This is a genomic window from Aeromonas sp. HMWF016 (genome assembly GCF_963878195.1).
Lineage (GTDB): Bacteria > Pseudomonadota > Gammaproteobacteria > Enterobacterales > Aeromonadaceae > Aeromonas > Aeromonas lacus.
Genome location: NZ_CAWNWX010000035.1, coordinates 30,609 through 55,111, shown reverse-complemented (window position 1 = coordinate 55,111; position 24,503 = coordinate 30,609). Strand labels below are relative to the sequence as shown.

Annotated in this window: 21 protein-coding genes and 1 riboswitch; of the genes, 4 read left to right on the top strand and 17 right to left on the bottom strand. The window is 61.4% G+C overall.

All coding sequences use genetic code 11. From position 1 onward, the window contains the following. Positions 1 to 648: ferric reductase-like transmembrane domain-containing protein (locus AACS24_RS05130; protein WP_181364317.1), on the bottom strand; the 648-nt coding region annotated here is incomplete at its 3' end. A 241-nt stretch (positions 649 to 889) separates the two neighbouring features. On the opposite strand from AACS24_RS05130, the gene AACS24_RS05125 reads away from it, so the two are divergent. Next, the gene (locus AACS24_RS05125) at positions 890 to 1,186 is read left to right on the top strand and encodes a hypothetical protein (protein WP_258223109.1); all 297 of its coding nucleotides are present in this window, start codon (positions 890 to 892) and stop codon (positions 1,184 to 1,186) included. 146 nt (positions 1,187 to 1,332) lie between these two features. On the opposite strand, the gene AACS24_RS05120 is transcribed toward AACS24_RS05125, so the two are convergent. The 5 genes from AACS24_RS05120 to AACS24_RS05100 all read right to left on the bottom strand — a co-directional run bounded on the left by AACS24_RS05120 (position 1,333) and on the right by AACS24_RS05100 (position 9,638). Further along, a complete protein-coding gene (locus AACS24_RS05120; RefSeq protein WP_033114009.1) occupies positions 1,333 to 1,647 on the bottom strand; it encodes a hypothetical protein in 315 nt (104 codons plus the stop codon). After that, on the bottom strand, positions 1,634 to 2,884 hold the full coding sequence (gene pgaC / locus AACS24_RS05115; RefSeq protein WP_108572563.1) for a poly-beta-1,6-N-acetyl-D-glucosamine synthase: 1,251 nt from the start codon (positions 2,882 to 2,884) through the stop codon (positions 1,634 to 1,636). Before pgaC ends, AACS24_RS05120 begins: the two co-directional genes overlap by 14 nt. Next, a complete protein-coding gene (gene pgaB / locus AACS24_RS05110; protein WP_108572562.1) occupies positions 2,881 to 4,839 on the bottom strand; it encodes a poly-beta-1,6-N-acetyl-D-glucosamine N-deacetylase PgaB in 1,959 nt (652 codons plus the stop codon). The genes pgaC and pgaB overlap by 4 nt, the downstream gene beginning before the upstream one ends. Continuing rightward, a complete protein-coding gene (gene pgaA, locus AACS24_RS05105; RefSeq protein ID WP_258223108.1) occupies positions 4,839 to 7,223 on the bottom strand; it encodes a poly-beta-1,6 N-acetyl-D-glucosamine export porin PgaA in 2,385 nt (794 codons plus the stop codon). Before pgaA ends, pgaB begins: the two co-directional genes overlap by 1 nt. 570 nt (positions 7,224 to 7,793) lie before the next feature. Continuing rightward, entirely contained in the window at positions 7,794 to 9,638 is a 1,845-nt protein-coding gene (locus AACS24_RS05100; protein ID WP_108572561.1) for a M3 family metallopeptidase, read from the bottom strand. Positions 9,639 to 9,926: 288 nt separating this feature from the next. Here AACS24_RS05100 and AACS24_RS05095 point away from each other — a divergent pair, with 288 nt between their 5' ends. Continuing rightward, positions 9,927 to 11,609: a methyl-accepting chemotaxis protein gene (locus AACS24_RS05095; protein ID WP_108572560.1), complete on the top strand. Its 1,683-nt coding sequence runs from the start codon at positions 9,927 to 9,929 to the stop codon at positions 11,607 to 11,609. Between the two features lie 264 nt (positions 11,610 to 11,873). Continuing rightward, a riboswitch (cyclic di-GMP riboswitch) is annotated at positions 11,874 to 11,959 on the top strand. Between the two features lie 65 nt (positions 11,960 to 12,024). Further along, the gene (gene gbpA / locus AACS24_RS05090) at positions 12,025 to 13,446 is read left to right on the top strand and encodes an N-acetylglucosamine-binding protein GbpA (RefSeq protein ID WP_108572559.1); all 1,422 of its coding nucleotides are present in this window, start codon (positions 12,025 to 12,027) and stop codon (positions 13,444 to 13,446) included. Positions 13,447 to 13,614: 168 nt separating this feature from the next. On the opposite strand, the gene AACS24_RS05085 is transcribed toward gbpA, so the two are convergent. The 11 genes from AACS24_RS05085 to AACS24_RS05035 form a co-directional block, all read right to left on the bottom strand. After that, positions 13,615 to 14,451, bottom strand: coding sequence for a transporter substrate-binding domain-containing protein (locus AACS24_RS05085; RefSeq protein ID WP_108572558.1), 837 nt, complete (start codon positions 14,449 to 14,451; stop codon positions 13,615 to 13,617). Beyond that, complete coding sequence (locus tag AACS24_RS05080) at positions 14,448 to 15,209, bottom strand: amino acid ABC transporter ATP-binding protein (protein ID WP_108572557.1); 762 nt, start codon at positions 15,207 to 15,209, stop codon at positions 14,448 to 14,450. The genes AACS24_RS05085 and AACS24_RS05080 overlap by 4 nt, the downstream gene beginning before the upstream one ends. Continuing rightward, positions 15,206 to 15,868, bottom strand: a complete 663-nt coding sequence (locus AACS24_RS05075; RefSeq protein ID WP_108572556.1) for an amino acid ABC transporter permease — start codon at positions 15,866 to 15,868, stop codon at positions 15,206 to 15,208. Before AACS24_RS05075 ends, AACS24_RS05080 begins: the two co-directional genes overlap by 4 nt. Continuing rightward, on the bottom strand, positions 15,849 to 16,514 hold the full coding sequence (locus tag AACS24_RS05070; RefSeq protein WP_108572555.1) for an amino acid ABC transporter permease: 666 nt from the start codon (positions 16,512 to 16,514) through the stop codon (positions 15,849 to 15,851). Before AACS24_RS05070 ends, AACS24_RS05075 begins: the two co-directional genes overlap by 20 nt. Beyond that, complete coding sequence (locus AACS24_RS05065) at positions 16,511 to 17,722, bottom strand: threonine synthase (RefSeq protein WP_108572554.1); 1,212 nt, start codon at positions 17,720 to 17,722, stop codon at positions 16,511 to 16,513. Before AACS24_RS05065 ends, AACS24_RS05070 begins: the two co-directional genes overlap by 4 nt. Before the next feature lie 195 nt (positions 17,723 to 17,917). Beyond that, entirely contained in the window at positions 17,918 to 18,865 is a 948-nt protein-coding gene (gene cbl, locus AACS24_RS05060) for an HTH-type transcriptional regulator Cbl (RefSeq protein WP_108572553.1), read from the bottom strand. A gap of 124 nt (positions 18,866 to 18,989) precedes the next feature. Continuing rightward, the gene (locus AACS24_RS05055; protein WP_108572552.1) at positions 18,990 to 20,057 is read right to left on the bottom strand and encodes a sulfate/molybdate ABC transporter ATP-binding protein; all 1,068 of its coding nucleotides are present in this window, start codon (positions 20,055 to 20,057) and stop codon (positions 18,990 to 18,992) included. Positions 20,058 to 20,079: 22 nt separating this feature from the next. After that, positions 20,080 to 20,970, bottom strand: a complete 891-nt coding sequence (cysW, locus tag AACS24_RS05050; protein ID WP_108572551.1) for a sulfate ABC transporter permease subunit CysW — start codon at positions 20,968 to 20,970, stop codon at positions 20,080 to 20,082. Continuing rightward, a complete protein-coding gene (cysT, locus tag AACS24_RS05045; RefSeq protein WP_181364315.1) occupies positions 20,967 to 21,806 on the bottom strand; it encodes a sulfate ABC transporter permease subunit CysT in 840 nt (279 codons plus the stop codon). Before cysT ends, cysW begins: the two co-directional genes overlap by 4 nt. A gap of 252 nt (positions 21,807 to 22,058) precedes the next feature. Beyond that, the gene (locus AACS24_RS05040; RefSeq protein ID WP_041209034.1) at positions 22,059 to 22,640 is read right to left on the bottom strand and encodes an RBBP9/YdeN family alpha/beta hydrolase; all 582 of its coding nucleotides are present in this window, start codon (positions 22,638 to 22,640) and stop codon (positions 22,059 to 22,061) included. 62 nt (positions 22,641 to 22,702) lie between these two features. Then, positions 22,703 to 23,704 carry a sulfate ABC transporter substrate-binding protein gene (locus tag AACS24_RS05035; protein ID WP_108572549.1) on the bottom strand — a complete coding sequence of 334 codons (1,002 nt, stop codon included), beginning with the start codon at positions 23,702 to 23,704 and terminating at the stop codon, positions 22,703 to 22,705. A 219-nt stretch (positions 23,705 to 23,923) separates the two neighbouring features. Between AACS24_RS05035 and AACS24_RS05030 the strand changes: the two genes are divergently transcribed. Then, positions 23,924 to 24,503 (top strand): MgtC/SapB family protein (locus AACS24_RS05030; protein ID WP_258223107.1); only part of this gene is annotated, 580 nt, incomplete at its 3' end.

The following is a 24,503-nucleotide window of genomic DNA, read 5'->3' as shown; positions in this document are numbered from 1 at the left end:
CACTTGCCCCAGCAGAGAGTAGAGGGCACCGAGCGCTCCCAGCCCGCCGATCAACCAGATCGCCCCCCCAACAGGCGTCATGGCCCCCACCTGAGGCAACAGGCAGAGCCCATGCCCCCAGCCCGCCAGATAGATGAGTGGCGCCAGCCGGTGGATCAGTCGAAAGCGGCCATAACTCACCAGCGCCAGCAAACTCACCACCACCAGCGCAATCAGCAGATAGAAACTCCACTCCCCCAGGGTATTGCCAAGGGCATGGAGCGAGATGCCATTCCCGGCACCAGCGCCCGTCCCAGCTGCGGCAGCGTTGGCCCCACGCCGGGCGGGACGGGTCAGCCAACCCGCCGAGACCGCCCACTTGGGCGCCTCCACCAGCAGCCAGTGAGCGGTCAGTGCCAATGCGCCGCCGATGGCCGTCTGGCGGTGCAATCGCAACATCCGATCCAGACCGCCACACCACACCTCCAGCTGTGGCAGACGCAACGCCAGCAACAGCGAAATGGCCATATAGGCCATCCCCAGCAGGCCCGTCAGCAGCAACATCTCATGGCGCCAGGGCCACACCCCGTTGGCATCCCCCGCATAACCCAGCCACCAGACTCCGACCGCCAGCAGCGGCAACAGCCACCACACCCGTTTACTCGTCATAACATGCTCCCTGGTTCCATCGCGGCAGGGCCTCGCCCCTGCTCATGGCGCCATTACACTCCCGTCCGGTCACAAGACTTTGCCAGAGGGGGAAGCTTGTGTGGCAATGTGTGACAAACGGAAACAATAGAGGGGCCGACTGGCCCCTCGTGATCTCGTTTGTTGGCTCGCCTCTTTTCATAGGGGATGGCGCAAAATCCATCTTTGCCGTGATTGACGATCTGCCAGCAAAAGGAATCAAATGGAGACGACACATATCTGCGGCGGGAAACCTGCTGCCCACACCCCCGGACCAGGAGCCCCCTTGCTTTCATCCACCGAACAACGCTTCTGCTCAAGCTGTCAGCGCGAGACCAACCATGTCGTGGTGCTGGTCGACAAATCCTTTGGCCAGCAGCTGACACCGGAGCAAAAGCGCAAAGCGTTTATCAAGGACTTCATTACCGGCTGGGCCGCCGGCCCCTTTCTGGCCAACATGGATCGCTTTGAACGCCACGCCATCTGTGAAAATTGTGGAAATAAAGTCATTGATGAATGAAGAATAAGGAGAAAAACGACTGATTTTTTGAGGGGTCGGCGACATCACGATGACAAACCGGCCCGGAAAATACGTTCCGGATACCCCGCCCGCTTCGCAGCCCGTGACCGGTGATAAAAAGTGAGGGGCCGACTGGCCCCTCATGCTCACGGCGCTTTCGAGGCCGCTCGCTTGCCCACCAGCCGGTGCAGCAACTTGTTGTATTTCGCCCAGGAGTGGATCAGCAGGAAGATGCCGAACAGCAGGACCAGAAACAGTTGCCCCACCTCGATGGCATCCAGCGAACCGATAAAGCTCTCATCCTCCTCCGTCTCCAGATAGTTGAACCAGGGTTGCAGCGCCAGAAACAGCCAGCCCCCCCAGGTCACCAGCAGGATCAGCAGATCCCGCAGCCGGTACTTCCAGCTGCGCCGGGCGCCGTTGCTGATGATCATCTCGTTCGCCAGCTTATGTTTTGTCACGGAACGACTCTCCCCTGTCAGGACTCTCCCACACAGCCAGCTGGCCACGGCGACGCAGGATCGCCTTGGGCACCGCCACCACTACGGTCACCAGATTGAGCAGCCAGTAGATAAGCGGATACCAGACACACCAGATAAAACTGCGGGCCATGCGCTTGTCGTAATGGTTGTCGATAAGGATGCTGACCCCGAACTGCAGCAGGCAGATAGCGGTCATCATCACCCCGGTCCACTGGAACAGGTGACCCACCGCCAGTCCGCTCACGTCAGGCTCAATCAGCCAGATCAGCGCCAGCAGCAACATGCTGTAGCACCAGGCAACACTGGAGAGATACTCCAGCAACAGCAGCCAGAAGCGGCGGTTGCGCCAGCGCATCGCCTGCAACCCGTAGCGCAGAAACACCTCGGCGCCCCCCTGCGCCCAGCGCAGCCGCTGCTTGTAGAGACCGCGTACCGTCTCCGGCATCAGCACCCAGCAGAGCGCCTGCGGCTGATAGTGGATGAGCCAGCCGGCCAGCTGCAGCTTCCAGCTGATGTCGATGTCCTCGGTCACCATGTCATTGCTCCAGCCACCGACCGCCTCGACCGCCTGCTTGCGAAAGGCCACCACCACCCCGGAGACGGTGAAGACGGTGCCGTAGATCCGCTGGGCCCGCTTGATGAGGCCGATGATGGAGCTGAACTCGCCGGTCTGGATCTTGCCGATGATGGTGGAGCGGGTGCGCACCCGCGGATTGCCGGTGACCGCCCCGACCCTCGGACTCTCGATGAAATGCTTCACCATCCAGCGCACCGCGTCATAGTCGAGCACCGCATCGCCGTCGATACCGACCAGGATCTCCCCGCTGGCCACGGTCAGCCCGTTGTTGAGCGCCATCGCCTTGCCCTGATTGTGCTGGTGGAGCACCGTCAAACGCGGATCCTGCAGCGCCAGCCGATCCAGCCGCGCGCCTGTGTCATCCTTGCTGCCGTCGTTGATGGCCAGCACCTCGAAATCGGGATAGCGCTGGCGCAGCAGGTGGCCGATGGTCTCCTCGACATTGGCCCCCTCGTTGTAGCAAGGCACCATTAACGTCACCCTGGGGTAATAGGGGAGCTCCAGCCCCCGCTTGGCCAGCGCGATATCCCGCCGCTCCCACTGAAAGTAGTAATAGAGCCCACCGCAGACCCACACCATGGCCATCAGACTGGGATAGGCCAGGGTAAAGATGGCTATCCCTTCCAGAAGCGCCTTCACCGCATCGCCTCCCCGTGGGTGGCTGCAGCGCCACTGACTGCGACCGGCGTCGCCGGCAGCTGGGCTGGCTGAGGCTGGGTCTGCACCGAGAAGACCGGCTTGAGCACCGCCGGATCCGGCTGGTTGTTGTGAAAATCATCCGGGTAGTAGCCAAAGTTGGTCACCCCCTTGCGCTGGATGATCTCCATCCAGCGCGCCAGCTCGGCATCGGGGATGGGCTGGTCGGTACGCCAGTTGCGGCTCTGCAGCTCGAACACCAGTCGATTGGCCGGCACCTGCGCCAGCGAATCCTCCGCCAGCCTGGCCAGCCACGCGTCGGGATTCTCTGCCTGCTCCATGTACGGCATGGCCATCACGGCGGTGTAGTCATAGGCCTTGGCAAATGCCGCCATGCTCTGGGCAAACCACTGCTGGGATTGCGGCTCGGTCACCAGCGCCGCATAGATGTTGCGGGCAGTCTTGAGACCGTCGGCGCCCCCCTGCCGGTAGCGGGCGGCGGCATCGCGCAGCGCCATGGTGAAATCGATCAGCAGATCGGTCTTCTGCTCCCCTTGCGTCTGCAGCGCATCCGGGGTGCGAGCCAGCGGCATCGGCCCCTCGTAGTCGCTGAGGAAGGCGTCGTCATGGAACAGCAGACCATCGAACTTGGTGTAAAAACCGAGATCCTCGTAGATATCCAGCAGCAGCTGACGACTGGCAGGATCCCAGGGCGAGAGGCGCAGATACTGCCCCTTGGCCGGAGCGCCGGTACGACTGTCGGTGACATAGGCGTGGTTCGGCCCCATGTCGTAGGCCATCACCGGCATCCAGGCGAACACCTTGACCCCGGCCCGGGTCTTGAGCTGCCAGGCGACCCGGTTGAAGAGATCCGCCTTGACCGGCATATGACGGTTGGGGAAATAGAGCGCTTCCGCCACCCCGTCGCCGTTGTCATCGGCATAGGCCTGCAGATAGACGGTGGTGATGCCGTAGCCCTTGATCCGATCCAGCAGCATGTCGATGTTCTTGTTCATCTGCTGCGGATCCTTGTCGTAGACATAGTCCAGATCCACGTGCACCAAGCGCTCCACCTGCCGCTCCCAGGTGTTGCCCCCCATGATCTCGTCAAGAGTTTCGAGGCTGGTGTCCTCCTCCAGCAGATAGCGGCGCACCGTACTGCCCGAGTCACTCAGCTTGTTGAGCCCTTCCGCCAGGGTGAAGGTGTAGGGCATCCCCGCCGCACGGGCCAGATCCAGCGCAGTCTGGTTGAAGGCGCCGTAGGGCCAGACCAGGATCCGTGGTGCCCGACCGGTCTGCTCCCTGAGCTGACTGGCCGATGCGTCGAAGTCGGCTTTTATCCGGGCCCGATAGTCGGCCATGCTCTCGTAGCCATTCTGGCTCCAGCCTGCGGTGGTGACCGCCGGCTGCACATTGCCCTGCGGGTTGGCGAGCAGCCCGTAGTGGGAGGTGAAGGTGTGAGAGGCCAGCTCCACCAGTCCGGAGTCCTGCATCTCGCGGATCTGCGGCCAGCCGACGAAGTAGCTGCGTGGCAGCTTGTCATTGCCGTACGGGACCATCTTGTCATCGGCCACATCCAGCCAGCTACCCACCAGCGCAAAGACCGCCGGATAGTTGTAGAGCTTGAGCAGCGGATAGACCAGCCGGTAGAAGCTCTCGTAGCCGTCATCGAAGCTGAGCAGGATCGCCTTCTCCGGCAGCGGTGCCTTGCCCGCTTTGGCATCCAGGATCTGCTGGAAGCTGACCGGGTGATAGCCCTGCTGCTTGATCCAGTTGAAATGGCGGATCAGGGTGTCGCGCCTGATGGTCTGGGGATAGAGCTTGAGGTTGGGGGTCAATTTCAGATCGATGATATCGTGGTAGCAGAGCACCACATAGTCATCGGGTTGCCGGGCCGCCTGCGTCAGCGAAGGCAGCAGTGCAAGCAGCAAAACGAAAGGAGCAAGCCAGCGTCTCATCACATGAAACTCCATTGCAGATTGGCGAAGATGAAATTTCCGAACTCGGGGTTGCCGTCATAGATGGCCTGACGACGGCCCAGGCCATAGCCCAGGCTGAGGGCGGGAGAGAGGATCCAGTCGTGGCGATAGCTGAGCTGCCACCCCTGATCGCTGCCATAACCCTGCTGCCAGTAGTGGTTGCCACTCATGGTCAGGCTCTGCAGCAAAGAGCGACGCCCATCCAGCGGCAGTCGATAGCGCCCCGCCAGCTCCAGCTCCAGATTGCGATCCTGCTGGGGGTTGAAGTAGTCGACTTCCACCGCCTCGTTGCGGGAGGTGGCGCCGCGCAAGGTGGTATCGAACCACCAGCGATCCCGGCGCCAAAGATCCTGACGCAGCCAGCCGGAGGCGGTCAGCCGCCGGTTTCCATCGCTGATATCCATCCGCTCCAGCCGCAGTGCCCCCTCGCGGGTCTCATCCTGACGCCAGCCCAGATCGAGCTGGTATTGATCGGCGTAGTTGCCGCGTGCCAGCGCCCGCAGCGGGGTGTCGGCACTGTTGAGATTGATGGCAGTCCCCAGCGTCCAGTGATCATCGAGCCGCCAGTCGAGGCGACTCCACAGATAGCCTTTGTGGTTGAGCTCGCTGCCCGCGCCCCCCTCCAGCGTCAGTTGCAGCGGGTAGAAAAAGATCTCGGCCCCCAGCCCGGTATAGGCGGCGCGCTCGGGCTGCTGGTCGAACTCGCCAAAGCTGCCCTGACGGCGAACAAACAGCCGATCACCACCATCGCTGCGAGCACTGTAGAGGCGGCTGTCGTAGCTCCAGTCACGGCTGGCCTGCACCGAGCCCCCTTCGTTGCGGCCGTGGGTCAGGTCGGTGACAAATTGCGGCGCCTGCTCCAGAGTCAGCCGCTGCTGCAGCTCCTGACGATCCCGGGTCAGGTTGCCCAGGGTGCGCACTGCCTGCGGCGTGCCCTGCCAGTCGCCCTTGTCGAGCCGGGCATTGAGGCGACCGGGTTCAGCCAGCACGGTGCGACCGGCAGGCAGCCAGCGCACCGCCTGCTGATACGCCTGCTCGGCCCCGTCGGGATGACCCCGCCAGCGGCGGATATCCCCCAGTTGCAGCCAGAGCCAAGGGTTGGCTGGCGCGGTTTGCAGCCACCCTTCCAGCTGTTTCTCGGCGGCGCCCGCCTCACCACGCCAGGCCTGCAGCAAAGTTTTCAGCTGCAATACCTTCTCGTAGTCGTCGTTGGCCATCCGCATGTTGCCGGTGAAATCCCAGCGAGTCGGTAGCTCCTGCCAACCGGCCAGCAGACCCTGTGCCGCACCATAGCGCTCGCCATCCGAATAGGCGTAGAAGCGCTTCTCCAGCAGGCGCTTGTCTTTGGCCCGTGCCGGAGTCGCCAGTTGCTGGTAAATCACGGAAGCCTCATCCACTCGTCCCAGCCCGGCCAGTGCATCGGCGCGCGCCTCCAGCACATAGTCGGGTAGCGGCCCTTCGGCCTGCAGCGTAGCGGACTCCCGTTCGGCCCGGGCAAAATCGCCAAGGGCTACCAGCGTCACCACCACATCGCGACGGGCACTGATATAGAGCACATGATCGTGAGGGGCGCGGGCCAGGATCCGCTCTTGCAGCGCAAGCGTGCGGGTCAGGGAGTTGCGGGCCAGCACCGGATCTTCGGTCTGGGCCGAGATCCGCAGCAGATTGACCGCCTGGTAATAGTCGAGCCAGAGCCGGTCGACCGGTTTGAACAGCTTGGGGTAACGACCCATCAGATCCGCAGCGGCAGGCCCCGCCCCCAGACTCACGGCTACCCGATAGAGTGCCAGCACCTGCTCGTGATTATCCGGTTCCAGCTCCAACCACTGCTGGCGAGCCAGCAGCTCGCCCATGGGGTCCTCACCCTGACGGGCGGCATAGATGCGGGCTTCGAGGATCGCCTGATCGCGGCCAAAGTTGGCCTCATATTCACCCGCAGCGTGGCGGGCCAGCTCGCGGTTGCCCTGATCACTGGCGGTGAGAAACAGCCCGAGCCAGCCATTGCGGTTGGCGGGATCGCGTCCCTGCAGGATGCGGTAATAGCTGATCGCCTCAGAGTAGCGCTTCTCGTCGCGGGCGGCACGGGCCACTACTTCCAGCGTACTGTTGCTGATGGGGCTGAGCTCGCACGGCTCACAGGCGGCCAGCGCCCCCTTGCGATCACCCCGCCACAGCTGCACGGCAATCAGGTCATCGAGCACCTTGCCATCACCACTTTGTCGATAGAGAGCATCCAGCCCGTGCGCTGCCGCATCCAGCTCTCCACCCCGGGCCTTGATCACCCAGGCTTCACGCACTCTGTCCACCTCACTGGCGCACACCAGCAGGGGCAGCAGCGCCAACATCAAAAAGATGCGATTCATTCGCAACATACCACCCATAACAAACACTGGTCGTATCGTCCCTGCACGGCCATGCGGATATACACACCCGTCCGCTCCTGCCTGACGAGCAAGAGGGCTTCCTGACTTGTGTGCTGATTTCGAGGGTGAAAGGCGGGCAAGTGGGCCAGCACCTTTCCTATGTGCGGCCCAGCCATCTCCGGGCGGAGATCTGAGGCTTTCCGAACCCGATTCACATCGGGGGTGGCAAGGAGGGCGATTCTGCAACTGTGGACAATTTAGTCAACACAGGCAGATGGGAATGGTTCTCAGGCGGGTGAATAGAACAATCTTTATGCACAAAGATAACTACAGAAAACATTATTAACAAAATAAACAAAAACGCGAGGCGATAAGGTTCCATGAGCTTGTGGCCTACTCTGCACAGGCTTATTCATATGAATACATATTTAATCTGGAATCCGCATACCAAAACCATCATGCGACAGTCTGTGTCGCCAACATTTCTACAGCCGCACCAGCCATCGCCGCGAACATACATCAGAACCACGCCAAGAGTGCCCCCGGCTCAAGAACCGGGAGCATTCCAGCTTACGCAACTGGGGCTCGTGCGCTGTGGCTCAGGATCCACGCCTCGAAATCGGCCAGCATACGGGTTTCCGACTCACTGTTGTCGGCGATGATCTCGGCGCCGTGTACCACCCGGATATGGGCATCGAGCGGGCGTCCCTCGCCAGCCGCGGGACGCTGCTGAGCGGCGGCCATGCAGGCTTGCGCCTGTTGCCACGCTTCGGCGGCGCTCAAGTTGCACGCCTCGGCCAGCGGCACTGCGCTGAACCCCTCGCCAGTCAGGCTGCGCAAAGTCTCATCGTGGGTCATGCCGTTGCCCGGCCCCCAGTAGTGGGCGGCCAGATCCGGCCCGATACGCGGGTTGTCGGTGAGGTAGCCATCGCGCTTGAGGAAGTAAGCGCGGGTCTGCTCCACCGCCATCAGCGCCAGCAGGTAGCCGTGATAGGCGCAGGCCGACTCCTGATTAAGGAGGTGCGGAATGGCCAGCAACGGGCGCGGGCTCTCTACCCCGAGGATCTTGCGCTCCCACTTGCGGGCCAGCGCCAGCACCGCCTCGGGGGTGCGTTCAGCCTCATCCATTGCGTAGAGATCTCGCTCGAAGTAGGCCACCAGCGCGATCTGGCGTTCGTTAAAAGCGCGAAACGGCTGACGCGCTTCGATCATTTCCTTGATAAGCGCATCTGGGATCGACTCTCCTGCCGCATTTCTGGCGTAGCGTTTGAGCCAGTCGGCATCGTCCAGCAAGCTGTCGCAGAACATCGACTGGGTCTCGGCATAGGCCATCGACGTGGGCGGGAACTCTTGGGAGAAACAGGGCGCGTTGCCGGTGACATTGGCAAAGTGCGCAGCGTGGCCCCCCTCATGAAACAGGGTGTTGAGGCCGCTCCAGCCGCTGCCCACCTGCACCGGATTGGCGAGGCTGGTGAAGTTGACCACCGCAGGCACCCACTCCCCTTTCTGGAAGAAGCTCGGCACCGGGCCGTGGCAGAAGCCGTTCTCGTATTTCCCCTCCCGGGTCAGCAAGTCCAGCGTCAGGGTTGCACCGCGATACTGGATGCCAAGTCGGCGGAAGCTCTCGACCCAGTCCCGCAGCGCCCGCAAGAAGGGCACATAGGGGTCGAGCTGGCGGGTCACGTCGCCACTGACGAAGTAACGCAGGTTGTGGGGCAACAGGGCCGCCTCCCCCTTCACCGCTTTCAGCTCGACGAGGCTTTGCTGCAGCCGGGCATCGGTGCGGACAATGAAGTCATCGAGGATGGCGAACAGCTGATCCGGGCTCATCTGTTCGTTCTTGCGCACCTTGTAGGCGAAGTAGTCGCGATAGCCCATGGCGTGGGCAAAGCGGTTGCGCAGCGCCACCACCTCGAGAAAACCGTTGCCGACCACCCACTGCTCCAGGATGTGGAACATGGCGATGGCGCTTTGGCGCACAGCCTCGTTCGGGCTGGCGGCCAACGAGGTGCTGGCGGCAGGCAGGCTGCCAGCCACCTGCTGGCCCTGCTCATCCAGCAGGGTCAGTTTCAGCCCTTTGCGGCGGGCAAACAGATCCGCCTCGGCGGCCACCAGCTGGTCCATCAGAGCGGCGGCAGCGGGATCCTCGATAACGTTGCACTCGAAGAAGGCGATCCAGCCCGCCAGACCCCGTTTTAACTCCTCATCTTCGGCAAGGGCGTACATCTTGCGCAGTTCCGGCAACCGCTCCGGATTGGCGCAAAAGGCCTTGTAGGCCTGCTCGGCTGCGGTAAACCCGGCCTGATCGTCGCTGGTGCCCATGTAGGTGGCCCAGAACAGATCCTCCTTGCATCTGTGAGCCTGCAGATAGTCGCGATTGAGCTGGTCAAAATACTCTCTGGCAATCGAACTCATAAATTCCCTCTTGTCGCAGGAGCGCTCCGGATGGCCCCTATTCTGGTTGGTGAAATGCCAAGCTATTCACATTTTTCGGCAAATTGAGCGAAGAAACCCTTTTCAGCATGTTACCCGAAAGCGGGCAGTAACCTCTGCTGACTATACTGATGTTAAAACGCTCATTTAAAGAGGCTCGCCAAGCCACTGAAAGTAAATGAATTGTTAAATGAGCAATTGAGCAAGAGAGATAGAGGCTACCGCTGTATCGAGCCACCATAACATCAACGGGATAACGAGGGTTTAGTCATGTTCAAGCTCGGTGATATCACCGTGAGCCGCAAATTGATCTTGCTGCTCACACTTGCATTTGTCGGTTTCGTGTCACTGCTGCTCATCTCCGCCAACGCACTCCAGCGCAATCTGATGAGTGAACGGGAAGCGCGACTCAATGCCGTGCTGGGACAGGCCATGAGCCAGATCCAGTTTCTGGCCAGCACCCTGCCGGCAGAGCAGGCACAGCAGGAAGCGCGCAAGCTGCTGACCAACATGCGCTTTGATGGCAACAACTATTTGTTCGTCATCGATGAGAGCCGCAAGATGCTGGTGCATCCCATCCGGCCCGAGCTGGTCGGCCAGACCATGGGAGAAGGTTCGGGCGCCACCGCAGGGCAGTTCTGGTTCCAGATGGTCGACATCGCCCGTGGTGGCAAGCAGGGAACCCTGCAATATATCTGGACCGGCCCGTCCGGGGAAACCGCTGACAAGCTCTCCATGGTCTCTGGCTATCAACCCTGGGGCTGGATCCTCGGCACCGGCATGCTGCTGCAGGACATCCACCAGACCATATGGGCCCAATACATGAAGATGGGCAGTGCCACCGCCATCGTCATTGTGCTGATGGGACTGCTGGGCTGGCGCATCACCCGCTCCATCGTCTCCCCGCTCAACCAGATCAATCACGCCATGCAGCGGGTCGCCAGGGGCGATCTGGTGGTTACCATTCCGGTGCAGGGCAAGGATGAGCTGGGCATGGTGGCACGCTGCACCAACCAGAGTCTCGATGCCATCCGCCACGCGCTGCTGGAGGCAAGCCAGGGGGCCCGCAACGTGGCCGATGCCGCTCTGCGCATCGCCGCCTCCGCCGAGCAGACCAATCAGGCGGTCACCAACCAGCGGGATCAGCTGGCCCAGCTCGCCACCGCGATGAACGAGATGAGTACCACCATCTCTGACGTAGCGGGCCATGCCGAGAACACAGCGCGCGACACCCAGGAAGCAACCGGCGAGGCCGGCCTCGGCAACCGGGATGTGCACGCCAGCGTGAACGGTATCAAGGCGCTCGCCAGCGAAGTGGAGCAGGCGACCCAACAGGTCAATCAGCTGAAAGAGGGGGTCATGCAGATCGGCGAGGTGACGGCTGTCATCAGTGCCATCTCGGATCAGACCAACCTGCTGGCCCTCAACGCCGCCATCGAGGCAGCCCGCGCCGGCGAGCAGGGCCGTGGTTTTGCCGTGGTAGCCGACGAGGTGCGCCAACTGGCCAGCCGCACTCGCCAGTCCACCGAGGAGATCCAGAGCACCATTGCCCAGTTGCAACAACGTGCAGTTAGCGCTGCCAATGCCATGGATGCCAGCCGCAAGCTGGCGGAGAGCAGCGTCGATCAATCCCAACAGGCGGGCCAGGATCTCACCCTGATCGTCAACCACATCCAGCATGTGAGCGACATGGCGACCCAGATCGCCACCGCCGCCGAGCAGCAGAGCATGGTGGCGGAGGATATGAACCGCAACGTCAGCGGCATCAACGACTCGGCGCTGGAAATGTCACAGTCGGCATCGCAACTGGCGCAGGAGAGCGAGCTGCTGGCCGGTCTCTCCCGCAGCCTGGATGAGCGGCTTGCGGTGTTCAAACTGGGCAAGGAGTCCTCCACTGCGCCGATGATGGCCCCCGTATCTCCCCCCTCCGGCGAGCAGCGCGCCCGTCATTGATGGCGTCAACCCGTGTCGCCTTGTCACCCAACCTGCCAGCTCAGCTGGCAGGTTTTTTTACGCCGACAACACGCAAGAAGCATGCACCTTATCGGCATATTCAACGGCATTCGACGCCATTCATAAATAAGATAACAATTTAAAAACAGTCAGTTAGAATGATTCATGTGCCGTTGAACGGTGCATTTAAACATTTAACTTCAAATAATTAATCAATGCGGTACACAATGCTGATGGCCAAACATTTGGCCCATCAGTAACCATCTAGTCATTTGGCAAACTGACCGAAAGGTCGGGACGCAAAGCCTCCGGTCTACAGACGTTTTGTCCAGGATAGCGGGGTTGCCACACGCAAGTGTGCATCGGGGAACTCCCCGGCCAACTGACTGCCCACATCTATCGAACAGAGGAATGTATGGCAGCAAAAATCCAACTCAATCACATCGCAGCGGTGCTGGCACTGCTGACCAGCGGCAGCGCCCTGGCTCATGGCTACATCAGCCAGCCCGAGAGCCGCAACTACCTGTGCAAAACCGGCGGCAACAGCCAGTGTGGCGGCGTGCAGTGGGAGCCCCAGAGCGTGGAGGGCCCCTCAGGCTTCCCGCAAACCGGCCCGCAGGATGGTCAAATCGCTTCGGCGGGCAGCCCGCGCTGGAGCGAGCTGAACATCCAGACCAGCGATCGCTGGACCAAGCGTGACGTGCAGGCAGGCCCCTTCGCCATCAGCTGGACCTTCACCGCCAACCACGTCACCCGCAACTGGCGCTACTACCTCACCAAGCAGGACTGGAACCCCAACCAGCCGCTCACCCGCGCCTCGTTCGACCTGACCCCCTTCTGCGTCATCGACGGCAACATGGTGCAGCCGCCCAAGCAGGTAACCCACAACTGTATCCTGCCGGAGCGCACCGGTTATCAAGTGATCCTCGGCGTGTGGGAAGTAGGCGACACCAGCAACAGCTTCTACAACATCATCGATGCCAAGTTCAAAGATGGCAGCCAGCCGCCGCTGGAGTGGAGCCAGGCAGGCACCATCTACCCCTCCATCGACCTCGCGGTGGGTGACAAGGCGATGACCCGGGTATTCGATGCCAACGGCGAGCGCCCCGAGTTGCAGACCGTGCTGACCATAACCACAGCCGAGCAGGGCCAGAAGAACAGCTGGGCCCACGCACTCGCCAGCAAGATCAACGCCGAGCAGAGCCTGATCCACGCCGGCCAGCAAGGAGCCGATGGCCAGTTCAATCCGGTCTACGGTATGAACCCCGTCTATCTGAAGCGAGACAGCAAGCTGGAACGGGTCGAGATTGACCTGCAACAGCTGCAACCGCCGGTGGTGGACAGCATCAGCGTCAGCGGTCTGGCCAGCGACTATGTGCTGGACAACGGCAAGGCAACCCTCGATTTCACCGTCACCGCGCAGGGCGATCTGGCCGTCACCAACACCCTTTATGACCATGGCGGCGTTGCCAAGGGTGAAAGCAGTGCCGACATCAAGGAGAGCAGCCACACCTTCACCATGGCGCTGGAAGGGCTCAAGGCAGGTCACCACCAGCTGGTGATCAAGGCCACCCCGAAAGCGGGTGGCGAGACCATCCAGCAGACCATGGATCTGATGTTCAAGGAGCAGAGCAGCGGCGAATACGACTTCGTCTTCCCGAACTCGCTCAAATCCTATGCCGCCGGCACCAAGGTGCAGCAGCCGAAAAATGGCAAGGTCTATCAGTGCAAGCCCTTCCCCTACAGCGGCTACTGCCAGCAGTGGACCACCACCGCTACCCAGTACGAGCCGGGCATCGGCTCCCACTGGCAGATGGCGTGGGATGAAGTGCACTAATCCACGCTTGGGCACATAAAAAAGGGCGTCCTCTCTAGCAGGGGACGCCCGGAAAAATCAAACCTTACGGTTTGCATACCAACGGAACCAAGACCTCACTCTTCACTTACTTCACTTACTTCACTTACTTCACACACTCAACACACTCTTCGAAACAGGGTTGGTCCATTAACCCTGCCATTTTCCTCCTTCGACGATGACATCATTCGGATCGGTATCAGGGCTCAGCTTGTCACGCACATACTGGTCATAGAGTTTCAGCAGGTACTTCTCTTCCCCCAGCTTGGCGAGACGGTCGTTGACCCAGTCACGCAGCTCGATATTGCCCTTCTTCACCGCCGGGGCGATCGGATCTTCCGAGCCCAGTTTTTCGGGCAGTACCCGATAGCCCGGGTTCTCCTTGGCCCAGCTGAACAGTACCAGGTTGTCCTGGGCATAGGCGTCGCCACGGCCCTGCGCCAACGCCTGCAAAGATTCGGTATTCTTCTCGAACTTGAGCACCTTCCACTCCGGATGGTTGCGAGTCAGCCAGATGTCGGCCGTGGTGCCGGTGGTAACGATCAGGGTCTTGCTGGCCAGATCATCCAGTTTCTTGGCCGGGCTCCCTTCCGGCACCAGCACCTGTACCGCCACTCGCAGGTTCGGGTTGGTGAAATCCACCACCTCGCGCCGCTCCGGGGTCACCGTCATATTGGCGAGGATCAGATCCACCTTGTCGCTCTGCAGGAAGGGGATTCGACTGGCTGGCTCCACCGCCACGAACTCGATCTTGTTCTCATCCCCCAACAGATCCTTGGCGAAGCGGCGGCCGAGGTCGGTATCAAAACCGACGTAGTTGCCCTTCTCGTCCACGTAGCCAAACGGCGGTTTGTCGGTGAAAACGCCGACGATGAGCTTGTCCCGCGCCTTGATCTTGTCGAGAGAACCGTCCGCCGCATGGGCAGCGCCGCTGGCGATACCCAGTCCCAATAAGGCACTGAACAGAACCGAGGTGATTTTTTTCATGCTGACTCCTTTCGTTTGATGACATTTGTATAAGAAAACTTGGCGAGGAACTGGCGGGCACGCTGGCTCCTGGGATTGTCGAAAAATTGGTGGGGGGCGGCCTGCTCCAGAATGTGGCCGCCATCCATGAAGACGATGCGATCCGCCACCGCCCGGGCGAAGGCCAGCTCATGGGTGACAATGAGCAGGGTCATGCCGCTGCCGGCGAGATCGCGGATCACCTCCAGCACCTCCTGCACCATCTCGGGGTCGAGGGCCGCGGTCACCTCGTCAAACAGCATCACCTGCGGGTTCATGCACAGCGCCCGCACGATGGCGATCCGCTGCTGCTGGCCGCCGGAGAGTTGGCGCGGATAGTCGTGGCGCCGCTCCCACAGGCCGATGCGGGTCAGCAGCTGTTCCGCCTGCAGCAGGGCCTCCTGCCGCTCCCGCTTCTGTACTTGCAGAGGGCCGAGCAGCACATTTTCCAGCACCGTCAGGTTGGGGAAGAGGTGATAGCTCTGGAACACCATGCCGATCCGCTGGCGTACCCGTTGCCAGTCGGTGGCACCATCCAGCAGCACGCCATCAAAGCGGATCTCGCCCCCCTGAATGGGCTCGAGCCCGTTGAGAGTGCGCAGCAGGGTGCTCTTGCCGCAGCCGCTCGGCCCCAGGATGACGATCACTTCTCCTGCGTTCACCGTGAGGCTGACCTCATCCAGTACCCGGTTTTGGCCGAATTGTTTGCTGACAGCATTGAGCTCAAGCAGAGGTGTCATACCGCATTACCCCATTGTTGCTCCAGCCGGCGCGAGGCGAGCGAGAGCGGATAGCAGACCAGGAAAAAGAACAGGAACAGCAGACCGTAAATAAGCAGCGAACCATAGGTGCGCTCGATGATCTGCTGGCCCACCTTGATCACCTCCACCACCCCGATCAGCACCGCCAGCGAACTGGTCTTGATGATGCGGGTGTAGATGTTGATGGTCGGCGGCGTCAGCCGCTGCAACGCCTGCGGCAGCAACACATGGCGATAGAGCTGCCAGGTCGAGAGCCCGAGCGCCAACCCGGCCTCCTGCTGACCACGGGCGAGGGACTTGAGGCCACCGCGCACCACCTCCCCCACCTCGCTGGCGCCCCAGAGGGCGAGTACCAGCACGGCGCACCAGAAGGCCGGAATATCGAGGCCGAAAAAGATCGGCAACCCGAAGAAAAAGAGATAGAGCCACACCAGCACAGGCACCACCCGAAACAGCTCGAGATAGCAGCGCAGCAGTCCCCGCACCAACCGACCGCCCTGTTGCGCCAGCACGCCGTAAGCGACGCCGCCGAGGGTGGCAAACAGGATAGCCAGCAGTGAGATGGCGAGGGTCTGGCCTGCGCCCACCGCCAGCAGTGGCAGTGCTTGTGTTAGCTGCTCAGTGACCGAACTGACCATGTTGCAGCCTCCTTTCAACGACTCGCAGAGCGAGGGAGAGCGGCAGAAAAATCAGCACGCACATCAAGGTCAGCACCGCCAGCATCTCGTAGGTCTTGTAGTAGAGGGCGATGTAATTCTTGGTGGTGTAGAGCAGCTCTGGCACCGCCACTGCCGAAGCCACCGTCGTCTCCTTGAGCAGGAAGATGAAGTTGGCAAACAGCGCGGGCAGAGTGGCGAGCCAGGCCTGGGGCAGTTGCACGTAGCGCAGCAGTTGCCAGCGAGAGAGGCCGATGGCTCGGCCAGCCTCCAGCTGACTGGCGGGCACCGCCTGAATGCCTGCACGCAGCGCTTCGGTCAGATAACCACCACCGAGGAAGGTCATGGCAATCACCGCAGTGGTAAACCCGGAGAGCGACAAGCCGAGCGCAGGCAGTCCGAAGTAGAGAAAGAAGAGCTGGATCAGTAGCGGCGTGTTGCGGGCCAGCTCGACATACCCGCGGATCAGGGCGCTGAGCGGCCGCTTGTGCAGGCTCAACAGGGCGACGTTGAGCAGGGCGACCGCCAGCGAAGTGAGGATCACTATGGTTCCCAGCTGCAAGGTGACCCAGACCGCCTTGCCGAAAGCGGGCAACGTCGTGAGGATGAAGGGCAGATCCAGATTCATGCCGGGATCCTCCCGTCACGCTGCAGACGCTGGGGCAGCACAGTGATCGCATCCGGATACTTGATGCCGGCACCGGTATTGAGCACGACAACCTGCTCCTGCTCCCGGATCCAGCCCGCCTCGCGCAGTTGGCGAGCGGCAGCAAACGCGGCGGCCCCTTCCGGGCAGACAAAGCTCCCTTCGTGAGAGGCAAGCAGGCGGATCTCGCTCTGGATGGCCTTGTCATCCACCGCGATGGCGCAACCCTCGGTGCGATAGAGGGCGTCCAGCACCAGAACATCCCCCAGCGCCTTGGGCACATTGATGCCAAATGCCAGCGTCCGGGAGTCGGGCCAGAAGCTCGACTCGGCGGCTCTCTGTTGCCACGCCTGTACGATGGGCGCGCAACCGCTCGCCTGCACGGCCACCAGCCGGGGCAGCTCCCCCTTGACCCAGCCCAACTCCTGCAGTTCGCGCAGCCCCTTGTAGATACCGATAAGGCCGACCCCGCCACCGGTGGGATAGAGGATCACATCCGGCAAGGTCCAGCCCAGCTGTTCGGCAATCTCCAGCCCCATGGTCTTATTGCCCTCAATCCGGTAGGGCTCCTTCAGGGTGGAGGCATCAAACAGGGAGTGCTCCGCCACCGCCTGTGCCACCTGGCGACCGGCATCGCTGATCAGGCCATCCACCAGATAGAGGCGGGAACCGGCGAGGGAGGTCTCCAGTCGGGTGATGGCGGGGGCCGCCTGCGGCATAACGATGGTGCTGCGCAGTCCGGCACGGGCACCGTAGAGCGCCCATGCAGCCCCTGCGTTGCCGTTGGTCGGCATGGCGAAGTGAGTAACGCCGAGTTCACGCGCGCGGGAGATACCCACCGCCGCGCCACGGGCCTTGAAGGAGCCGGTGGGGATGACGCTCTCGTCTTTCATCCAGAGATCCGGAATACCGATCTGCTTGCCCAGCGTGGGTAGCCGTAGCAGCGGGGTAAGCCCCTCTCCCAACGTCACAACGTGGGCGGGATCACGCACCGGCAGCAACTCGTGATAACGCCACAGGCTGGCCGGGCGACCCGACAATGCCGCCGGATGCCAGGCTCGCTTCAGCGCATCGAGATCGTAGCTGGCCAGCAGTGGTGCACCTGCCCGGCTCAGTTGCCAGGGCTGGTCGGCATCATGGATCTCGCCACTCTTGCTGCAACGCAGATGTGATAGGTAGCTATACGGCATGCTTTATCCTGAATGGATCGACTTTGGTCAGTCACTTATTCCATCCTGCAACCCAAGTACCGGATAACAAACAAAATTAACTGGAAAACCTAAGTGAAAAAATTCATATGAAGCCGTCTGTTTTCGCTGGCAATCTCATCTGCCAGCAATAAAGAAGGGGAGCCATTGGCTCCCCTTCTGGTCTTATCTTCCGATTCAAATCTGGAAGTCGATGGCGGGCTCACTGCCCATGGCGCGGGCCTGAATATCCGCCAGTGCCAACTCGGGGTTGCAGAGCTGGATAAACTGCCAGGCAAAGTTGTGCTGGAACTGCCCCTGCTTGAGGCCGATCCAGGCAGTGTGGGGGGCAAACAGATGGCTGCCATCGAGCTGCACCAGCCCCTGATCCCGCAGCGCGTCGAACGCCATGTCGGCCAGTATGCCGACCCCCATCTCCAGCTCGACATAGGTCTTGATGACATCGGAGTCCTGCGCCGTCAGCAGGATCTGCGGTTCAATGCCAGCCGCAGCAAATGCTTCATCCACCCGCACCCGCCCGGTCAACCCGGCTTGATAGGTGACAATGGGCCAGTTGGCCAGCGCCGCCAGCGTCAGATCCCGCTCGCCAACCAGCGGATGTTGCTCGGGCACCACGATATTGTGGTGCCAGCGGTAGTAGGGAAATGCCACGACCCCTTCGCTCTTGTCGAGCTGCTCGCTGCTGATGCCGATATCCACCTCGCCGGTCTGCACCAGCCGCACTATCTCCTCCGGGCTGCCCTGACGCAGCTCCAGCTGTACCAGCGGGAACTGCTCGCGAAACGCCTTCACCACCCGCGGCAGGGCATAGCGCGCCTGGGTATGGGTGGTCGCCACCAGCAATCGGCCCGAGTCACGGTTGGCAAAGGTGCTGGCCAGTTTGCGGATGTTGTTGGCGTCATTGAGGATACGCTCGGCAATCACCAGCAGCTCCTTGCCAGGCTCGGTCATCCCGAGCAGCCGCTTGCCATAACGGATGAACAGCTCTATCCCCAGCTCCTCTTCCAACTCGCGGATATGACGACTCACCCCGGATTGCGAGGTAAAAAGGGCGTTGGCCACCTCGGTCAGGTTGTAATCCCGCCGCGCTGCCTCCCGGATAATTCGTAACTGCTGAAAATTCACCTTGTCGCCTCCTGCGAAGAGTGGGCGACACAACTTGGTCACCCCCCTCATTTTTGTTATTTGGCCGGATCATGCCCCGGCTGAGCGCCTGAACCCGGGTGGCCATGCCACCCGCAACACAACATCAAATCTGGTAATCGGGATAGAACTGAGCCTGTCTGGCCACCAGCTTCACCCCCTGTCCCGGGGCAAACAGTTTGGCCGCCTCTTTGGTCAGCTCAGCCTCATAGTGAGCCCCTTTGGTCTCACCGTCACCGCGCAGCTCCACCCGAATGCGTGGCCCCATGGGCAGCAGGCGGGTGATGGTGGCACGGATCCCGCCCGGCGCATCGGCTGGCAAGATCTCCAGCTCATGGGGACGAACATAGGCTATGGCGGCACTGCCGTGGGCCAGATGAGAAGCCGACGGCCCGCCGAGCAGCTGCTCGCCAACACCGAATCCCTGCTCCGCCACCCGACCGTGGAACTGGTTCACACTGCCGAGGAAGCTGTGGACAAAGGAGCTGGCGGGCTGGTCATAAACCTCGGCCGGGGTGCCGATCTGCTCGACCCGTCCGGCGTTCATCAGCACCACCCGATCTGCTACCTCCAGCGCCTCCTCCTGATCGTGGGTGACGAACAGGCTGGTGACGTGCAGCTCGTCGTGCAGCTCGCGCAGCCAGCGGCGCAGCTCCTTGCGCACCTGGGCATCGAGGGCGCCGAAGGGCTCGTCCAAGAGCAGTACCTTGGGCTGCACCGCCAGCGCGCGGGCCAGCGCGACCCGCTGACGCTGGCCGCCGGAGAGCTGGGTCGGATAGCGCTCGGCCACGTGGCTGAGCTGCACCAGATCCAGCAGCTCCTTGACCCGGGCGCGAATGGCCGCCTCGGCCGGGCGCTCACTGCGCGGTTTGACCCGCAGGCCAAACGCCACGTTCTCGAATACCGTCATGTGGCGAAACAGGGCGTAGTGCTGGAACACGAAGCCGACGTTGCGCTCGCGCACATGGAGATCCGAGGCGTCCTCACCGCGGATGATGACGCTGCCACTGTCGGCCTGCTCCAGCCCGGCGATGATCCGCAGCAGAGTGGTCTTACCACAGCCGGAGGGGCCGAGCAGCGCCACCAGCTCACCGTCGTGAAAGTCGAGGTTGATGTCTGCCAGCGCCGCGTACTGATTGAAATGCTTGTTGAGTTGTTGAACCTGAATGCTCATGGCTGCCTCTTTAAAACGGTGATCAGTGAGATTTGGTGGGCTGGGCACGCAGCCGGGCCAACAGGGTTTCCCCGAGCAGGGTGAAGATCCCGAACAGAGCCAAGAGGCTGGCCACTGCAAAGGCTGCGCCGGTCTGGTACTCGTTGTAGAGGATCTCGATATGCAGCGGCAGGGTGTTGGTCTGGCCGCGAATATGGCCGGAAACCACCGACACGGCGCCAAACTCCCCCACAGCGCGAGCGGTACAGAGCAGCAGGCCATACATCAGGCTCCAGCGAATGCCGGGCAGGGTGACGCGCCAGAACATCTGCAGACCGCTCGCCCCCAGCATGATGGCCGCCTCCTCCTCTTCCGGGCCGCGCGCCTCCATCTGGGGCAGCAGCTCGCGCACCACGAAGGGCACGGTAATGAAGGTGGTGGCCAGGATGATCCCCGGCGTCGCGAAGATGATTTTGATGTCGTGTTCACTCAGCCAGTCGCCAAACCAGCCACGGCTGCCAAACAGCAGCACCAGCATCAGACCGGCGATCACCGGCGACACCGAAAACGGCAGATCGATAATGGTGATGAGCAGCTGCCGACCGGGAAAGCGGAAACGGGCGATGGCCCAGGCTGCAGCAATCCCGAACAGCAGATTGAGTGGAACGGCGCAGAGGGTCACCAACGCTGTGAGGCCAAGGGCACTCAGGGCATCCGGCTCGCTGATGGCGTGCCAGAAAAAAGCCAGCCCCGGGCTCAGCGCCTGAATAAAGACAGTGGCCAGCGGCAGCAGCAGCAGGGCGGCAAACCAACCGAGACCAACTGTGATGAGCAGCCACTTGACCCACTGGGGCTCGCGGATCACGGTCGGAGCCTTGCGCATGGGAGCAACCTCCACAGGGGCGACTTCAAGGGCGAGTGTCGATGCGTTCATATCCGGCTCCCTCCGATACGAGACCAGCTCCAGGCCTGCAACTTGTTGATTAGCAATAACAAAATGAATGAGATCAGCAGCATCACCACGGCAATGGCAGAGGCGCCGGCATAGTCGTACTCCTCCAGATGGCTCATGATCATTAGCGGCGCGATTTCCGAGACCATCGGCAGGTTGCCGGCGATAAAGATGACCGAACCGTACTCCCCCACTGCACGGGCAAACGCCAGCGCAAAACCGGTGAGCAGGGCCGGGATCAGGGTCGGCCAGAGCACGTGGATAAAGGTCTGCCAGCGATCGGCGCCTAGGCTGGCGGCGGCCTCCTCCTGTTCGCTCTCAGCCTCTCGCAGCACCGGCTGCAGGGTGCGCACCACAAAAGGCAACCCGATAAAGGTGAGGGCGATAACGACACCGATAGGGTTGTAGGCGAGCTGGATGCCGAGCGGCGCAAGCAGCTGGCCGATCCAACCGTTGGGGGCGAAGATGGCGCACAGGGCGATGCCGGAAACAGCGGTCGGCATGGCAAATGGCAGGTCGATCAACGCATCCACCAGTCGACGACCGGGGAAGGTGTAGCGCACCAGGATCCAGGCTAGGATCAGGCCAAACAGGCTGTTGAGCAGCGCCGCGACAAAGGCCGCACCGAAGCTCAGGCGAAAGGAGGCTAGCACCCGGGGTGAACCTATCACCTGCCAAAACTCGGCAGCAGTTAGGTTGTTCGCGGCAAACAGCACCAGCGCCGAGAGCGGCAACAGCACCAGCACGCCCAGATAGAGCAGAGTAAAGCCGAGGGTCGGACCAAATCCCGGCAGGACTGAGTAAGAACCAAATCGCATAACGATTCCATTTGTTATGAAAAACATCAGATGTAGCGATTCTGCTTACTCTCCTTTTAAGCAACAAACACCATTTGCGACTTTGCTAATTACTTTTTTGTCTAACAACGGTGGGACAAGGCTTTTAGAGCGATCCAAATAAAAAAAGGTCTTTTATATAAATAAAAGACCTAAGAAATGGAGCAATACGGAGCGCAACATTCAAAGAGCAGGGTTCGCAACAGCTCACCCGATAACATATCCCGCCATTGGTTAAGGGCCGATGGCAGAGACAACAACAGTTCTGATAGCCGAAGCCGCTTGCGGAGCAACCACCAGCTCGGCCCGGCGATAGAGTGAGCCAAGCAGCTCCAACCCCTGATGCCAGTCGCCATGGCCGGACTGGGCATTGATATGGCCCGCGTTGCCGGCGTCGAACAGGGGCACCTGCCACTGGCGACTCCAGTATTCGGCCCGCTCGAAGCTCATCCAGGGATCGTTACGACTGGCCACCAGCTGGGCGGAGACTTGCAACGGCCCTTCCAGCCGCTCATCGACAATCCCGAAACGGGCCGGATCAGCCGGTGCCACCAGAAAGAGCGAGGCGACCTTCTCCGGCTGCAATCTGGCTGCCGCGATGGCGGTCAGGGCACCGAAAGAGTGGGCCACCAGATGGACCCGACTGCGGCGACTTCTCAACTTGCTCGCCAGCTTGGCACTCCAGACCGTGAGATCCGGTTTCTCCCATGGCAGACCCGTCATCCGCTGCCAGTAGGGAAAGTGCTCGTGCCAGCGACTTTGCCAGTGATCCGGCCCACTGTTGTGCAGACCGGGAACCAGGAGGATCTTGTTCATCTTGGTGCTCCTATCGGCTGGCACAGGGGCCAGTTCAAAGGGGTTAAACGGAGTTACCTGCCTCAGCCACCGGGTTGGTAGATCTGGTCAAACAGACCGCCCTGAGCGAAGTGTTTCTTCTGGGCTTTATCCCAGTTCCCCTCGATATCCTTGACCGTAAAGAGAGCGAGCTTGGGGAACTGATCTGCGGTCTCTTTCAGGATCGCCGGATTGCTGGGGCGGTAGTGATACTTGGCGACTATGTGCTGCCCCTCGTCAGAGTAGAGGTAGTCGAGGTAAGCCTTGGCCACCGTTTCGGTGCCGTGCTTCTTGGCGACCTTGTCCACCACCGCGACCGGCGGCTCCGCCAGAATGGAGACCGATGGCACCACCAGCTCGAACTTGTCGCTGGCGCCAGCCTGACCAAGCACCAGCAGAGCCTCGTTCTCCCATGCCAGCAGTACATCGCCGAGGCCGCGCTCGATAAAGCTGGTGGTAGCACCACGGGCGCCGGAGTCCAGCACCTTCACGTTCTTGTAGAGATCGCCGACAAACTGCTTGGCCCCCTCTTCATTGCCACTCTTCTTCAGGGCATAGCCCCAGGCGGCCAGATAGTTCCAGCGGGCACCGCCGGAGGTCTTGGGATTGGGCGTCACGATGGCCACATCCTTGCGCACCAGGTCGCCCCAATCCTTGATTTGCTTGGGATTGCCCTTGCGTACCAGGAAGACGATGGTCGAGGTATAGGGCGCTGCATTATTGGCCAGACGGTTCTGCCAATCCGCTGCGATAAGACCTTGCTTGGCAACGGCATTGACGTCATAGGCAAGCGCCAGCGAGACCACGTCAGCTTCCAGCCCGTCCACTACGGCGCGAGCCTGCTTGCCGGAGCCACCGTGGGACTGGCTCACCACCACATCGTCACCGGTTTTGGCCTTCCACTCCTTGGCAAAGGCAGAGTTGTACTCCTGAAACAGCTCGCGGGTCGGATCGTAGGAGACGTTGAGCAGGTGCACTTCCGCGGCGTAGGCCTGGCCAAAGGCCAGCACGGAGAAGAGGGAGAGAGCGGTCATTCGCAGTTTCATGGTGATACTCCATATCGTTGGGTTGAGAGCAGCATGCCGCGGAGTTGTTATGCCGAGAAGAAAGAAATAACTCTTTGCTTATCTCTTTTGCTCATATCAGGCAGCCAGCAACACGCCACAAGGAGCCAGACGCAGACTCTGTGAGCCATGCCCCTCTGTGACCTCAAGCGCTGTGCCATCATGGGAACAAGGCAGGCAGATGACGAAAAGGAAGTCGTTATGTGGATCAATGCAGAACCCGTCAACGGTGCCCTGGTCTCGCTGGCCATCGGCCTCATCATCGGACTGGAGCGGGGCTGGCAGGTGCGCCAACTGGGGGATAACCAGCGCATCGCCGGGATGCGGACATACGGCCTTATCGGCCTGCTCGGCGGGGTCTGCGGTTTGCTGCTGCCGACTCTGGGCCCCTGGCTGCCGCTGCTCGGCCTGCTGGCGGTGGTGATCGGTTGCGGCCTTTCGGTCTGGCTGGCCCAGCGCTGGCAAGGGGAGTTCGGCCTTACCAGCTCGGTAGCCATGCTGCTCACCTATTTGCTGGGGCTGATGTCGGTACTGCTGAGCCCGAGCGAGGCGGTGGCCTGTGCCGTGCTGGCCGCCCTGCTGATGGGTTTGAAGGGGCAGATCCAGCAGGGGATGCTGTTTCTCAGCGAAACCGAGTTTCACGCCACCCTGCGCTTTCTGCTTATCTCGCTGGTGCTGCTGCCGGTGCTCCCAAACGAGGAGATGGGCCCCCTCGACGCCTTCAACCCCTTCAAGATCTGGCTGATGGTGGTGGTGATCGCCGGTATCTCGTTTTGCGGCC